Source organism: Chryseobacterium jejuense (assembly GCF_900100075.1).
In the GTDB taxonomy this organism is placed as follows: domain Bacteria; phylum Bacteroidota; class Bacteroidia; order Flavobacteriales; family Weeksellaceae; genus Chryseobacterium; species Chryseobacterium jejuense.
In genome coordinates this window covers 171,858-186,017 of record NZ_FNEG01000006.1, presented here as the reverse complement: position 1 = coordinate 186,017, position 14,160 = coordinate 171,858, and the positions used below count along the sequence as shown (strand labels likewise).

At 36.8% G+C, this 14,160-nt stretch carries 8 protein-coding genes; all 8 read right to left on the bottom strand.

Going from position 1 to position 14,160, the window contains the following annotated elements; translation table 11 throughout:
• Window positions 1-175: 175 nt before the first annotated feature.
• The 8 genes from BLS98_RS18105 to BLS98_RS18070 all read right to left on the bottom strand — a co-directional run bounded on the left by BLS98_RS18105 (window position 176) and on the right by BLS98_RS18070 (window position 14,014).
• On the bottom strand, window positions 176-5,356 hold the full coding sequence (locus BLS98_RS18105) for a fibronectin type III domain-containing protein (protein ID WP_089738097.1): 5,181 nt from the start codon (window positions 5,354-5,356) through the stop codon (window positions 176-178).
• 673 nt (window positions 5,357-6,029) lie between these two features.
• On the bottom strand, window positions 6,030-6,695 hold the full coding sequence (locus BLS98_RS18100; RefSeq protein WP_089738095.1) for a DUF6048 family protein: 666 nt from the start codon (window positions 6,693-6,695) through the stop codon (window positions 6,030-6,032).
• On the bottom strand, window positions 6,661-7,137 hold the full coding sequence (locus BLS98_RS18095; protein ID WP_089738093.1) for a DUF6452 family protein: 477 nt from the start codon (window positions 7,135-7,137) through the stop codon (window positions 6,661-6,663). Before BLS98_RS18095 ends, BLS98_RS18100 begins: the two co-directional genes overlap by 35 nt.
• 29 nt (window positions 7,138-7,166) lie before the next feature.
• On the bottom strand, window positions 7,167-8,579 hold the full coding sequence (gene rlmD / locus BLS98_RS18090) for a 23S rRNA (uracil(1939)-C(5))-methyltransferase RlmD (RefSeq protein WP_089738092.1): 1,413 nt from the start codon (window positions 8,577-8,579) through the stop codon (window positions 7,167-7,169).
• A 110-nt stretch (window positions 8,580-8,689) separates the two neighbouring features.
• A complete protein-coding gene (locus BLS98_RS18085; RefSeq protein WP_089738090.1) occupies window positions 8,690-10,219 on the bottom strand; it encodes a TlpA family protein disulfide reductase in 1,530 nt (509 codons plus the stop codon).
• A 312-nt stretch (window positions 10,220-10,531) separates the two neighbouring features.
• Window positions 10,532-11,299, bottom strand: a complete 768-nt coding sequence (locus BLS98_RS18080) for a succinate dehydrogenase/fumarate reductase iron-sulfur subunit (protein ID WP_089738088.1) — start codon at window positions 11,297-11,299, stop codon at window positions 10,532-10,534.
• Window positions 11,300-11,323: 24 nt separating this feature from the next.
• On the bottom strand, window positions 11,324-13,336 hold the full coding sequence (locus BLS98_RS18075; RefSeq protein ID WP_089738086.1) for a fumarate reductase/succinate dehydrogenase flavoprotein subunit: 2,013 nt from the start codon (window positions 13,334-13,336) through the stop codon (window positions 11,324-11,326).
• Window positions 13,337-13,351: 15 nt separating this feature from the next.
• Complete coding sequence (locus BLS98_RS18070; RefSeq protein ID WP_089738084.1) at window positions 13,352-14,014, bottom strand: succinate dehydrogenase cytochrome b subunit; 663 nt, start codon at window positions 14,012-14,014, stop codon at window positions 13,352-13,354.
• Window positions 14,015-14,160: the final 146 nt, after the last annotated feature.

The window sequence follows — 14,160 nt, the reverse complement described above, 5'->3', positions numbered from 1 at the left end:
AATCAACTATCAAATCACTAATAAAACCTCATACTGATTGAAAAATTAAACAATTAATGCATATTACAGTGAAAATTTCAACATTTGTTGATTTATTCTACCAGCACTCAAAAGTTTGAACAAAAAAAATAAGCCTTCATTTCTGAAGGCTTATCCTATTTAAAATTTAGATTATTTATTCTTTAATAAATTTCCTTTGAGCATTATTACCATTGTCATCGATATCTATTACATAAACTCCATTAATTAATTTCGTTACATTAATTTCGTTGTTTAATAAAATACCTTCTACGATGATTTGCCCTGCAGCATTGTAAATTTTATATTTAGCTTTTTTGCTGATATTCTTCACATGCAATATTGAACTTACAGGGTTAGGATAGATCAGGATATCTGTCTGGTTAATCGGATTAGGAACTCCAGCTTTAGAAATTCTTACTGTATAGTCCTCAACTTCTCCATTCTTAACATTTACACAGTTTACAGGAATACCATCTCTTTCCATTGCCACTCTCATTACAACATATTTGTAGTCTGTTGTACTTACAAAAGCATCTGCCGGTACATTAAATTTACCTGATACAGGAGTTGTTGTGTTTGGAGCTGAGCTAAATACTTTTTCATAAATATCAAACTCACCATTTCTATTGAAATCAATCCAAACTGCAATTCCTTCATTATAAGTTTTTCCTAACCATTTTTTCTCGATGATGATCTCATTATCTGTAGATCCTTGAATTAACTCGATAAATGTTTTAGGAACTCCTGTATAATCTGTATAGCTTGATCCTTTTGACTCATTTTCCATTTTTGTTTTTCCATTTGGAATAACAGTTACTTTGGAAATATACTCACCTGCTGAATTTTCAGATTTCATCTTACAGTAAATTACCGTAGGTGTTGTAAAGTAGTAAGGAGGAGTATATGTTCCTGGTTTTCCACTACAGATGTTTACTACCTGCATCTCATACTTCGTCATTTCTACAAGACCATTCAGAATAATAGTATTAACCGCTGTAGGAACTTCCGTCCAGCTTGGAATACCTACTTTTCTGTATCTAAGAACATATGTTGCTCCTGGATATGCATCCCATGTAACCTCTGCAGTTGTAGGCAACAATTGAGTAATTGTTAATCCCGGAGGTGCAATTTCACATATTCTTTCTGTTGTAAATACTTTAGAATTTGAGAAATTATTCCAGCTTGTCTCACCAGCACACTGATTGGCAATCTGAACCTCATAAGTAACAAATGACTCAAGGTTATTTAGCTGGTATGTATTACCAGGACCCGGAAGGGGAACGTCCGAACTCCAAGCTGGAGCACCAACTTTTCTCCATCTCATTTTATAGGTAGCACTATTTACTACTGGATTCCAAGTAATCAAAGCACTTGTTGGAGTAATGTTGCTTATTGTTACTGTTGGAGGTGTAGGATCACATCTCGTTGTAAATGTTGTAATAGCTGTAGGAGTACCTGTTGTACCTCCACAAACTGCAGCTACATCTACTTCATAAGTTGTTGCCGGACTTAATCCTGTAAGGGTAAGAGGCAAGTTTCCTAATGCCGCAGAAGCATATATTTGTGTCCATGTTCCAGTTCCAGCCACTCTATATCTTACCAGATAAGTTACTATATTACTACCACCTGTCAAATTAACGCCAGCTGTTGTATGAGTTATCGTAGCTAAAGGAAAGGTAGGAACATTTGGAGTTACATTACTACATGGTCTGATTCTTACAGCATAATCTTCAACTTCTCCATCAATAGCATTGGCACATGCTGTAGGAATAGTTGTACCTGTTGAGCGTTTCAATACAACTCTCATTGTAGTTGTGTATTGTCCTATATAAGCAGGAGGTGCAGCAGGAACATTAAACAGAGTTGTAATCGGTGTAGTAGTACTTGCTGGAGAAGCAAGAATTCTTTCAGCAGTATCAAACTGTCCGTTTCTGTCAAAGTCTATCCAAACTGCAACAGCATCATTACCTGTTGATCCGGTCCATCCTTTTGCAACAATAAGTTTATTGTCATTAGAACCTGCATCTAACGTAATAAGTGTTGCCGGTGTTGAATAACTAGTATAAGAGTTCTGAGCAGTAGGATTACTCATAGGCGGCACTCCTGAGTTAGAAGAAATAACCGTAACATTTGAAATGTGATCGTTATCTCCACTACCCGTTATAGGGCAATATTGTAATGGCAGTGTGATAAATTGTACAGAGCTGGAGTAAGATCCAAAACCACCCGTACATTTCGTTGCTACCTGTACTTCATATTTCGTTTGCTCTTTTAGAGGAGCCGTAGTAGGAATAGTGTAAACATTTCCTGGCGCAGGAATAGAAGTAGAAGGTACTTGAGTCCAAGCAACAGTTCCAACTTCTCTATATTGTAATTGATACGTTGCCCCTGTAGCAGCTAACCAAGAGAATGTAGCACTTTTATCCGTAATATTTGAAACCGTGATGTTTGTTGGCGGAGCCGTTGTACATAACGGTTGATCAATTAATCTTACTGCATAATCTTCAACTTCACCATCATTATACGTTCCAAATGAAGCACATGGAGAAGAAACAGTACCATCCATCATTACTACACGCATGCGGGTAAGAAGAGTACCATCATAGGTTGCACTATTAGGAGGAAGGGCTATTGTAAATCCAGCCGCTACAGTCCCCACAGGATTTGTAGTACTGCTAGTTGCATTAACTACTCTTTCAGTTGGTTCAAAAATACCATTTCTGTTTAAGTCAATCCATACCCCTACTCCATAACTAGATGTACTTCCAGGCCAGAATTTAGTAATATTGATTTTATTACCTGAGGTACCTCTAACGAAAGTAACTAATCTTGTTGGGTCAGTAGAATAATCTTTATACCCATCATATCCAGAATTACTTACCATTAATGGAGCGTTGGTAGGAGTAACAACTACCTTACCAATATACCCACTTGGTGAAGTGCCTGCGGGAGGGACATTAGCACAATAAGTAAGCGCAGGTGTTATAAACTGCTTGCTTGGAGAGAATGCTCCCTGAGTCCCATTACAAATTGTTGCAATCTGAACCTCATACGTAGTTGCATCTGTCAAATTATACAGTGACCAGCTGCTCGTTAGCGGAGTGGTGATATCTATTATTTTCCAAGGACCACCAGAATTTGGTCTGTACTGTAATTTATAAGTAGCTCCTAATGCAGGTGTCCATGTAACAACTGCAGTACTTGGTGTAATATTACTAACTGCAATATTGGTAGGCGGTGCTGATGTACAAGGTAAAAGTTCTACACCAGTAAGCCTGATTCTTGGAATGTCTTTGTATCTACCTGATGAAGATGGTGCTGATGGTGGAGAAGCAGGATCCGGATTGGTAGTATCATCTCGGAACAACATTCCTCTCTCAACAGTAGATTTATAGCTTCCCCAACTAGATGATACATATAATGGAGAATTTTCATCTACAGCAATGACAAGATTACTTGTTCCATCCCATAATAATGGAGTTGTTAATGGTATCGTAACCCATGTTCCAGCTGTCATTGTAGGAAGTGTTCCTTCCCAAACTTTTTTCAGAGAAGAATACGGTACCCAGTTTGAGCTTCCAGAAAAATTGTTCTGCGTTGTATTCCCCATATAAACCACCCACTCATTGTACTTACCTTGGTCAGCAGGGCTAGCAGGGGTATCAACATAAAATTTAAGTTCAGTAATAAATTTACCTGCTCCCACAGCTCCTAAAACTTCTGCGGCAGTGTAAATCTGCTGAGAATAGTTGTATCCATAATATGAATACACAGGAAGATACTCTGTTTTGTCAGTTCCAGTTCCTATCTGCCCTGGAGCAAAAGCTGGTCCTGCAACCCATGTACTTTTGTCTGTAGGAGTACAAATAGCTCTTACCCACCAATAATAGGTAGTTCCTGGTACTAATGGAGATAAAGTTGTAGAAGTTCCAGAAACAACAGTTCCAGGTGTAGTAGCTGTTGGCGGAGTATTGGTAGTTGTATAATAAACCTCATATCCACCTGCTGGTGCAGAAGGTGATGCCTGCCAGTTAACAACAGCACTGTTAGGAGTCATTGCTCCTATTGTTAAGGAACCTGCTGCCGAAGGAACCGGTACACAGGTAGGTGGTGTTAAAAGCTTTCCAGGTGTAATATTCCATGTACTTTGGTCTGTTGCACTACATCTTGCTCTTACCCATACATAATAAGTTGTATTAGGAAGTAAAGGAGTCAATGTTGCAGTTGTTCCTGATGGTACATTTTGCATTGGTATTGTAGTACCGTTAGGTGCTGCCCCTGTTGTATTATAATATATGTCAAATCCTAATGCCGGTGTATAACCAAATGAAGGCCAGTTAATCACTGCACTTGTAGCAGTTATTGTTCCTGTTGTTATTCCAGCTCCACTACTAGGCATTGCCGGACATGTTGCTGGTGTAGCAAAGACAAGTGATGTAGACCATACACTTTGCTCTGTTGCACTACATTTTGCTCTTACCCATACATAATAAGTTGTCAATGGATTTAATGGACCGATAGTAGCAGTAGGTGCTCCCGGCGGAACAGTTAAATTAGGTGTAGATCCTGCAACTGGCGGTATGTTTGTTGTATTATAAAACACATCATATCCTGCTGCCGGAGCTGGCACATAAGCAGTCCAATTGATTACAGCGTTTGTTGCTGTAACGGCTCCTGTACTTAGAGTTCCACCTGGAGGCATAGGCAAACATGCCGGCGGTGTACCAAAAGTCATCTGGATATTGGGTCTGTTACCCGTAACAGTTCCGTTTCCGGTAGGAGCTGTAGTATATGCCTGAATATACATATGCCCTGTTGGAACACTGGAGTAAGTAAGTTTTGCTCCTGCATTAGAGCTTCCAAAACCTCCATAATTTGTTTCAACAAGCACCATAAGATTATCTACTCCATTATAAGTATAAGGAAGTTGTAATGGCACCGTATACCATGCTGCTGGTATAAGACCTAAAGTTCCATTATATAATAGAGTAGCTCCGGAAGTTGCCGCTGCCCAGTTTTGGGCAGTAAGAGTTGTATTGGGTACAGCCTTTATATAAATTTTTACAGGTATTCCAGTATTAAAAGCTGTGGTAGAATTCCATCCTAAGGATAAAATACTGCCTGCAGTTCCTCCTGCTGCTGCAATTTCTGCTGCAGTGTAAATAGACGCGGATCGCTCAAATCCATAAGAAGCCCCTAAAGGATACTTTTGGGTTAACGTTCCGGTACCAATTGTAATGGTTTGTGCCTGTATAGACAATCCGATGGCCATACAGAGCAATGCAATGAGCACCTTAAAAGGCCGGCTCATTTTACAGAGTAAAAGTCCACTCATATTTTTTAAAATTTAATAATGATAACGATAATTAAGAATTATAGTATTTCCTATTTTACGAGGTTGATTTAAAATTCTGAAACCTCATTCTTTACAGATAATCTGTAGTAAAAAAAATAATTTTATCCCATAAGCTAATATTTTAATATTTACACAAATCTAATCATTTTTTCATTATAATATATTCATTAAAATGTTTTTTTGAAAAAATTAAATAACATTAACCTATATGATTGAAAATAAAAAATCAAACAAAATAATACAAATTCACTATCATTTAATGCTAATATTAGTTTTTACACAATACCAAACTTTATAAAATATTATTATTTTTTACAGCAATAACTCCTTTTACTTTTAACGTTTAATAGTGATTTATATTATTATTATCAATTCTATTATTTTATGATTTAATCTACTAGATTATACATTAAAAGGAAAATCCACGATAAATTCTCATAATATTTACAATACTATTTATGGCAATAGAAAGAAATCTGAAGCTAGCTTCTTTTTATGAGTTCATACAGACAATTTTAAGTGTTAATTTAAAATGTTTCCAACATGGTACAGCTTTCCTTAATGATAATGCCTATATAAAAACAAATAAGCCTTGGGAAATTTCCCAAGGCTTATTGATATGATAAATAATAAATTTGTTATTGAATATCCGCTAGAATTTATAGGCAATATTCCATGCGAATCCCATATTAAATTTTGATGAGCTTTTTCCAAATCCCGGAACGATCATTGGAGAAATATTATCCTGTTTAGAGGTATATACCAAATAACGAGGCTGTAGATTTACGTCAATATAAAAATTGGACTCAAATAACTGCACTCTTCCTCCCAAAGTACCCTCCAGCCAGAAAGAAGATTGTGACGAGGCAGGAAACGCCACTGAAGAAGTACTTCCTCCATATCCTCTGACAGGGATAGCCATATATTCCTGGTTATAAAATGAACCGGCGACCTTTCCACCTACATAGAATCCATTAAATTCATTTTCTTTATCCTTAGCCAGCATGTAGAATGCACCAAGTTTAACAAAAGGACCATTTACTTTAGCATCATAACCATTTTTCTGATATATATTTTTTTCAAAACCGGCTTCAGCAATAGCATGAACACTTCCATTAATTCTGGAAGAAATAAATCCTTGGTATAGCTTTCTGTCTGAAAAAAAGCCAACTCCACCATTCAACATATCAAACCCAACCATAAAATTCGGTTCATATTTCCAGTGAGTCTTTTTTTCTTCTTCCTTTTTTCCTTCCTGTGCTCCGATTAACACTCCGAAAAGGCTACAAAACAAGGTAAAGATTAGTCTTGTCTTCATTCAATATTTGATTTTGTCCATTTTCCACGCTTTGAACAGGATCAGGAGTTATTAATTCTGAGCTTACATTCTCATATGTTTTTTTTGCACCACATCCGGGAGACACATAGGTTGCCTTGGTTGTATAGGTAACTCTTACTTTTGATTCTTTGCTTTTAGTAGAAGTTTTAAAGTAAATGTCTGTATAAGGAGAATCATCTACTTTCAAAGGGATAAGCCTTGAGTCTATACTTTTCTGCCACCCCAAATCCACTTTTCCTGAGCCGTAATCTACTGCTACAGACAATGAATCAAGTGTTTTTTCCTTTCCTGTTCCTACTGATCTGAAGGCAACCTTCATTCTTGGAGTTCCTTCACCGCTTTCGCAGATATCATCATCGCTGCCACAGGAAAAAAACATTCCCACCAAACAGATCATTAAGAGAAATTTAAAATACTTCATATTAGGATTTGAACTCAAATTTAATTAAATTATTTTTTAATCAGCAATGCAATATTTTCCACATGATGAGTTTGTGGGAACATATCTACTGGTAATATCTTTACTACAGTATAATGCTCTTTCATGAGTGCAAGATCTCTAGCCTGTGTTGCTGAGTTACAACTTACATAAACCACTTTCTCAGGAGCTAATTTTAAGATTTGCTCAACTACTTTTTGGTGCATTCCATCTCTTGGCGGATCGGTAATCAAAACGTCTGCTTTTGGATGATTTTCCATAAATTCATCGTTAAAGACATTTTTCATATCTCCACAATAGAACGTTGTATTGGTAAGACCATTTAATTCCGCATGCTCAATGGCTGCATCAATTGCTTCCTGAACAGATTCTATCCCGATTACCTGTTTTGCATTTCTTGCCACATACTGAGCAATTGTACCTGTTCCGGTATATAAGTCATATACTACTTCATCTCCTTTCAGATCTGCAAATTCAAGTGTTTTTCTGTATAATTCCAACGCTTGCTTATAGTTGGTCTGGAAGAATGATTTCGGTCCGATTTTAAATTTCAACCCATCCATTTCTTCCATTAAATATCCTTCACCAAAATATATATTAATATCCAGATCGTAGATAGAGTCATTGGCTTTTGGATTAATAGCATACACCAATGTTTTAATCTGTGGAAACTTCTCAAGGATAAAGGCAAAAAGCTTCTCTCTGTTTTCTTTTTCTTCTCTAAAAAGCTGGAATAATACCATCCATTCACCTTTAGAGTTTTGTCTCATCATTAAGGTTCTTAGGAATCCTTCATGGTTTCTAACATCAAAGAAATCCAATCCGTTCTCAACAGCATATTCTTTTACTGCTAATCTGATAGCATTGGAAGGATCTTCCTGCAGGAAACACTCTTTAAGATCCAAAATCTTACTCCACATTCCCGGAATATGGAATCCTAAAGCGTCCTTACTCCCGAAATTCTCTTCAGAGCTGATTTCATATTGAGTAAGCCATCTTGCATTAGAGAAAGAAAACTCCATTTTGTTTCTATAGAAATATTGCTCTTGTGAGCCCAGAATTGATACGGTTTCGAAATCTTCGATCCCACCAATTCTTTTTATATTATTGTATACTTCTTCCTGTTTGAAATCAAGCTGCTTTTCATAGCTCATATTTTGCCATTTACATCCACCACAGGTTCCAAAGTGAACACATTTTGGCTCTGTTCTGAAAGGAGACTTTACCAAAACCTCTGCCGCTTCTCCTTCATAATATTTAGATTTGGCTTTTTTCACTCTTACATTCACAGTATCTCCCGGAATTGCCCCTGAAACCAATACTGTTTTACCGTCTTCCGTTTTCCCGATTGCCACTCCTTTTGCTCCGGCAGTTAACAGCTTTATATTTTCAAGAACTAAATTTTTCTTATTCTTTCTGCTCATTCTAAAATTTTCTATTTTTCCTAATCGAAACTTTAAAAGTTTCACTTTGCAAAAATACAACAAAAAAAAACCTTATCCGAGGATAAGGTTTTGATCTATATTAAAGTTTATTATTTTGTAGGTGCTGGCTGAGGATTTACTTGCTGTTGTGCAGCAGGATCCATCTGCAATTGTGGTTGCATCTGTGCACCTGGATCTACTTTTGGAGCAGCAAGCCCTGTTAGTTTATCTAAAATAGTTACCAACTCCTGCTCACCAAGGTTTACAAATGATCTGCTGGCAATTTTCCCATCTTTATCAATGATAACAAAGCAAGGTAATTTAAATCCATATACTCCATATTTTTTAGCAATATCAGATTCCATTCCTTTCTCTCCGTATACATTTACTCCCTGAATACCTTTTAATAATGAATTACTAGTTTTGATAAACTGATCTTTTGTATCATCTACGTTTACAAAAACAAAGTTCATTTTAGATTTATAGAAATTAACAACTTCTTTTAAAACCGGTACTGTAGCTTCAGCAATATAAGGATTCCATGAAGCGTAGAAGAATAATACATAAGGCTTCCCTTTATTTTCAGAAAGTTTGTAAGCTTTTCCGTCTTGTTTTACCAGAGCAGCTTCCGGCGCTACGTCTCCAATTTTAAGACCTGTAATCGCCATCTGCATTTTTAATAAATCGCTTTTGATGGTAGCATCTTTGATATCTGTATCAATTAATTTTTTGATTTTATCAATATTTGCTGTAGTCGTAGTTGGGTGAATATCAGCCTGAGCCATTACAAATGCTAAAAGATAATCTTTTGCTGTTTGGGAAATATCTTTTTTAGTGCTTAAATATTTAGCAAACATTTCAGAAGTGGTAATTCCTGTTTTATTTTTGCTGTTTGCTTCTGCATATTTCTGGAAATCAGGAGTCATTTTTACAAGTAGATACTGTCTGTAAAGTGGAATAGTTTTCACCATAGCCTCTTTGTCATTATCCAATTTAGTCTGATAGTCCGTTAAAGCTTTGGAAGCTTTATAAGCTGGATTTCCTGCCATTGCACCGTGAGACATTTCATAGTTGGCAAGAAGGTTAAGAATGGTAACCTTAACATCATTCTTCTTCCATTCTAAAAGGGCTTTACTAGGATTATTTTTAGCAGCAAGATCATCCACATTTTTATTGATATCTGCTTCTACTTTTTGCATCCCTTTAACGAAAGAAGCTTCATCTCCAGCCATTAATTGTCTAAGGTCAATTTTGTTACCATACTCGCCTAAGAACTTCTGGGTAGCTGTAAGGAAATCGTTATTCTTTTTAGCATCTCCCGTAATAACATATTCGTTCGGGAATGTCATTGCATTTCCTGAGATATTTACTTTTTGTCCTCCTTCAAGGTAGATCAGGTTTTGTTTGTTAGCATAATTGATAACATACATTCCGTCTTTAGGAGCTTCAAAACTTCCTGAGAAGTTTCCTTCTTTATCAAGACCGATATTAATTAAAGGCAGTGTTCCTACTCCGGAAGCTTCTACAAATTCGATTCTTTCTAATGGTGAGCTTCCCGTAATTTTTCCTTTTACTTCTACTTTTTTTGAACAAGACATCACGAAAATCGCGATGATAAACAATAAAAGATATTTTTTCATTTCAATTTTTAATATTACACAAAAATACGCTTTTTAGGGCATGTTAATTCACACGGATAATTTTTTTTAAAAATTTTATTACCACCGATAAAAAGGGAGATTTCACTTGCTTTCTCTATCAATTTTTCACTGGTAAAAAACAGTGGAAATAATGTTCTTTCTACATCATTCAACTGCCCTCCAAATATATACTTATTCAGCAAAGTAAACCTAAGATCTCTTAATAAGTTAACAAACTTTAACAGCTAAATAGTGGATATAAAAAAAATCGTCCCCGAAACGAGGACGATTTTTAAGTATTTTGAATCAATTCTATCCTTGATCTACAAGAGCAGACATGTATTCTCTGTTCATTCTTGCGATATTTTCAAGAGAAATACCTTTAGGGCATTCAATTTCACAAGCACCAGTATTTGAACAGTTACCGAATCCTTCTTCGTCCATAGCTTTCACCATGTTCAGAACTCTTCGCTTCGCTTCTACTCTTCCTTGAGGAAGTAACGCGAACTGAGAAACTTTAGCTCCAACGAATAACATTGCAGATCCGTTTTTACATGTAGCTACACAAGCTCCACATCCGATACAAGCTGCAGCATCCATTGCTTTGTCTGCATCTTCTTTAGGAACCGGGATAGCATTAGCATCTAATGTATTACCAGAAGTGTTTACAGAAATAAAACCACCTGCAGCCATTACTCTGTCAAATGCGCTTCTGTCTACCATTAAGTCTTTAATAACAGGGAAAGCAGCACTTCTCCATGGTTCAATAACGATAGTCTCTCCATCTTTGAACATTCTCATGTGAAGCTGACAAGTTGTAATACCTGTATCAGGACCATGAGCTCTACCATTGATGTAAAGGGAACACATACCGCAGATTCCTTCACGACAGTCGTGGTCAAAAGCGATTGGTTCTTTTCCTTCGTTAATTAAATTTTCGTTCAGAATATCTAACATCTCCAGGAATGAAGAATCTGTAGATACATCTGATATTTTATAGGTCTCAAACTGACCTTTAGTTTTACTATTTTTTTGTCTCCAAATTTTCAGCGTAAGATGTAAGCCTTTTTTTGCACTCATAATGTTATATTTATAGGTTGGAGATTATTTATAACTTCTAGTTTTAACCTCGATGTTGTCGTAAATCAGTTCTTCTTTATGCAACACTTCCGCGTTGATATCGTTCCCCTGATATTCCCAAGCTCCAACGTATTTGAATTTTACGTCGTCTCTTTCCGCTTCTCCATCTGGAGTTGCGTGGTCCCAACGGAAGTGTCCACCACAAGACTCTTCTCTGTTTAGTGCATCGATAGCCATTAATTGTCCTAATTCAAGGAAGTCTGCTACTCTGAATGCTTTTTCAAGCTCAGTGTTCATACCTTCTCCTTCACCAGGAACTTTTACATTTTTCCAGAAATCGTTTCTTACTTCTTCGATTTCTTTGATTGCTTCTTTTAATCCTTCAGGAGTTCTACCCATTCCTACTTTATTCCACATAATGTGGCCTAATTTCTTGTGGAAGTGGTCTACTGAATGAGTTCCTTTATTATTAATGAAGAAATCCACTTTATCTTTAATTCCTTTTTCAGCTTCGTCAAACGCTGCTGAATTGGTAGGAATTGCTCCTGTTCTGATGTCTGCAGAAAGGTAATCTGCAATCGTGTAAGGAAGTACGAAATAACCGTCTGCAAGACCTTGCATCAATGCAGATGCCCCAAGTCTGTTTGCTCCGTGATCTGAGAAGTTAGCTTCACCAATTACGAAACATCCAGGGATTGTAGACTGAAGGTTATAATCAACCCATACACCACCCATTGTATAGTGAACTGCAGGATAGATCTTCATTGGAGTTTTGTAAGGATCATCAGCTGTAATCTTTTCGTACATTACGAATAGGTTACCGTATTTCTCCTCAACCCAGCTCTTACCAAGATCATAGATCTGCTGATCTGTAGGATTATGAATATGTTTTTCGATAGCGGCTTCTTTACCTTTTTTCATGATCTCTGTAGAGAAATCAAGGTATACCCCTTCTTGAGTATCATTATTTTCGATTCCGTATCCAGCATCACATCTTTCTTTAGCTGCTCTTGAAGCAACGTCTCTCGGTACAAGGTTACCGAATGCAGGATATCTTCTTTCTAAATAGTAATCTCTATCTTCTTCTTTAATATTTTCAGGTCTTAATTTACCTTCTCTGATGGCTACTGAATCTTCAATCTTTTTAGGAACCCAGATTCTTCCAGAGTTTCTTAATGATTCAGACATCAAGGTTAATTTAGACTGCTGAGTTCCGTGAACAGGAATACAAGTAGGGTGAATCTGCACGTAGCAAGGGTTTGCGAAGTACGCTCCTTTTTTGTGAATCTTCCAAGCTGCAGAAACGTTAGATCCCATTGCATTGGTAGAAAGGAAATATACGTTTCCATAACCTCCTGATGCAATTACCACTGCGTGAGCAGAATGTCTTTCGATTTCACCTGTTACCAAGTTTCTTGCGATAATTCCTCTTGCTTTCCCGTCAACAATTACCAGTTCAAGCATTTCATGACGGTTATACATCTTGATTCTTCCTTTACCGATCTGACGGCTCATTGAAGAATATGCTCCTAATAATAACTGTTGTCCTGTTTGTCCTTTTGCATAGAATGTTCTTTTTACCTGAACCCCACCAAATGAACGGTTATCTAACTGGCCGCCGTAATCTCTACCGAAAGGAACTCCCTGAGAAACACACTGGTCAATAATATTTGCAGAAACTTCAGCTAATCTGTAAACGTTAGCCTCTCTTGCTCTATAGTCACCACCTTTAATGGTATCGTAGAATAATCTGTAGGTAGAGTCACCATCTCCCTGGTAATTCTTAGCTGCGTTGATCCCTCCCTGAGCTGCAATAGAGTGCGCTCTTCTTGGTGAATCCTGGTAGCAGAATGCTTTTACGTTGTATCCTTGCTCAGCTAAAGTAGCTGCAGCAGAACCTCCTGCCAAACCTGTACCTACAACAATAATATCAATCTTATCTCTGTTGTTTGGTGCAACAAGGTTCATATGATCTTTATGATTTTTCCACTTGTCTTTAAGAGGACCCGCTGGAATTCTTGAATCTAATTTACTCATACTAGTATATTGATATTATTGAGTTATATAATGAAAAACTGCTACAATGATAAATCCTGCCGGAATAAGGATAGAATACCATGTTCCGAAAGCCTTAATCACAGGCGTGTATTTTGGATGTCTTGCTCCAATAGATTGGAATGAAGACTGGAATCCATGAGCTAAGTGTAGCCCCAATAGTACAAAAGAGATCACATATAAAGCGACTCTCCAAAGGTCAGCAAACTTCTCATGAAGCTCTGGCCAAAAACGTTCTGAATCAGGAGCTATTCCATCTACATACTTATAAGTGATTTCATGTAACCAGAAATCATATAAGTGAAGCGCCAAGAAAGCCAACACAACTGCTCCGGAAATAATCATATTTCTGGACATCCATGAAGAATTTACAGCTGCATTATTTGATGCATACTTTACTGGACGCGCTTTATTATTCTTGATCTCCAATACAAATCCCATCGCAAAATGGAAAATTACTGCAAAGCCAAGAATAGGCTGCATTAAGAACTGCACAAAAGGATTATAGCCCATAAAGTCAGATGCTGTATTGAAAGCATCCCTGTTCAGGACTGATAACAAATTGGTTGTCAAATGCAGTATAAGAAAAATCAGCAAAAACATAGCTGATAATGCCATAGCGTATTTTCTACCTATCGTAGAACTCGTTAAACCTGCCATATAAGTTTAAATTTGAATTTCCCACAAAATTAAGAAATGTTAACAATATCGAAAAGTGAGAAATCTCACAATTAGACAGTTTGTAATCTTTCTAAATAAGAGCCCTACACGTTATAAATAAAGGAAAGTGAAAAAATCAAAAAACT

Excerpts from the sequence above, each read along its gene's own strand:
- BLS98_RS18105 (WP_089738097.1), bottom strand. The coding sequence starts at position 5,356 with ATGAGTGGACTTTTACTCTGTAAAATGAGCCGGCCTTTTAAGGTGCTC.
- BLS98_RS18100 (WP_089738095.1), bottom strand. The coding sequence starts at position 6,695 with ATGAAGACAAGACTAATCTTTACCTTGTTTTGTAGCCTTTTCGGAGTG.
- BLS98_RS18095 (WP_089738093.1), bottom strand. The coding sequence starts at position 7,137 with ATGAAGTATTTTAAATTTCTCTTAATGATCTGTTTGGTGGGAATGTTT.
- rlmD (WP_089738092.1), bottom strand. The coding sequence starts at position 8,579 with ATGAGCAGAAAGAATAAGAAAAATTTAGTTCTTGAAAATATAAAGCTG.
- BLS98_RS18085 (WP_089738090.1), bottom strand. The coding sequence starts at position 10,219 with ATGAAAAAATATCTTTTATTGTTTATCATCGCGATTTTCGTGATGTCT.
- BLS98_RS18080 (WP_089738088.1), bottom strand. The coding sequence starts at position 11,299 with ATGAGTGCAAAAAAAGGCTTACATCTTACGCTGAAAATTTGGAGACAA.
- BLS98_RS18075 (WP_089738086.1), bottom strand. The coding sequence starts at position 13,336 with ATGAGTAAATTAGATTCAAGAATTCCAGCGGGTCCTCTTAAAGACAAG.
- BLS98_RS18070 (WP_089738084.1), bottom strand. The coding sequence starts at position 14,014 with ATGGCAGGTTTAACGAGTTCTACGATAGGTAGAAAATACGCTATGGCA.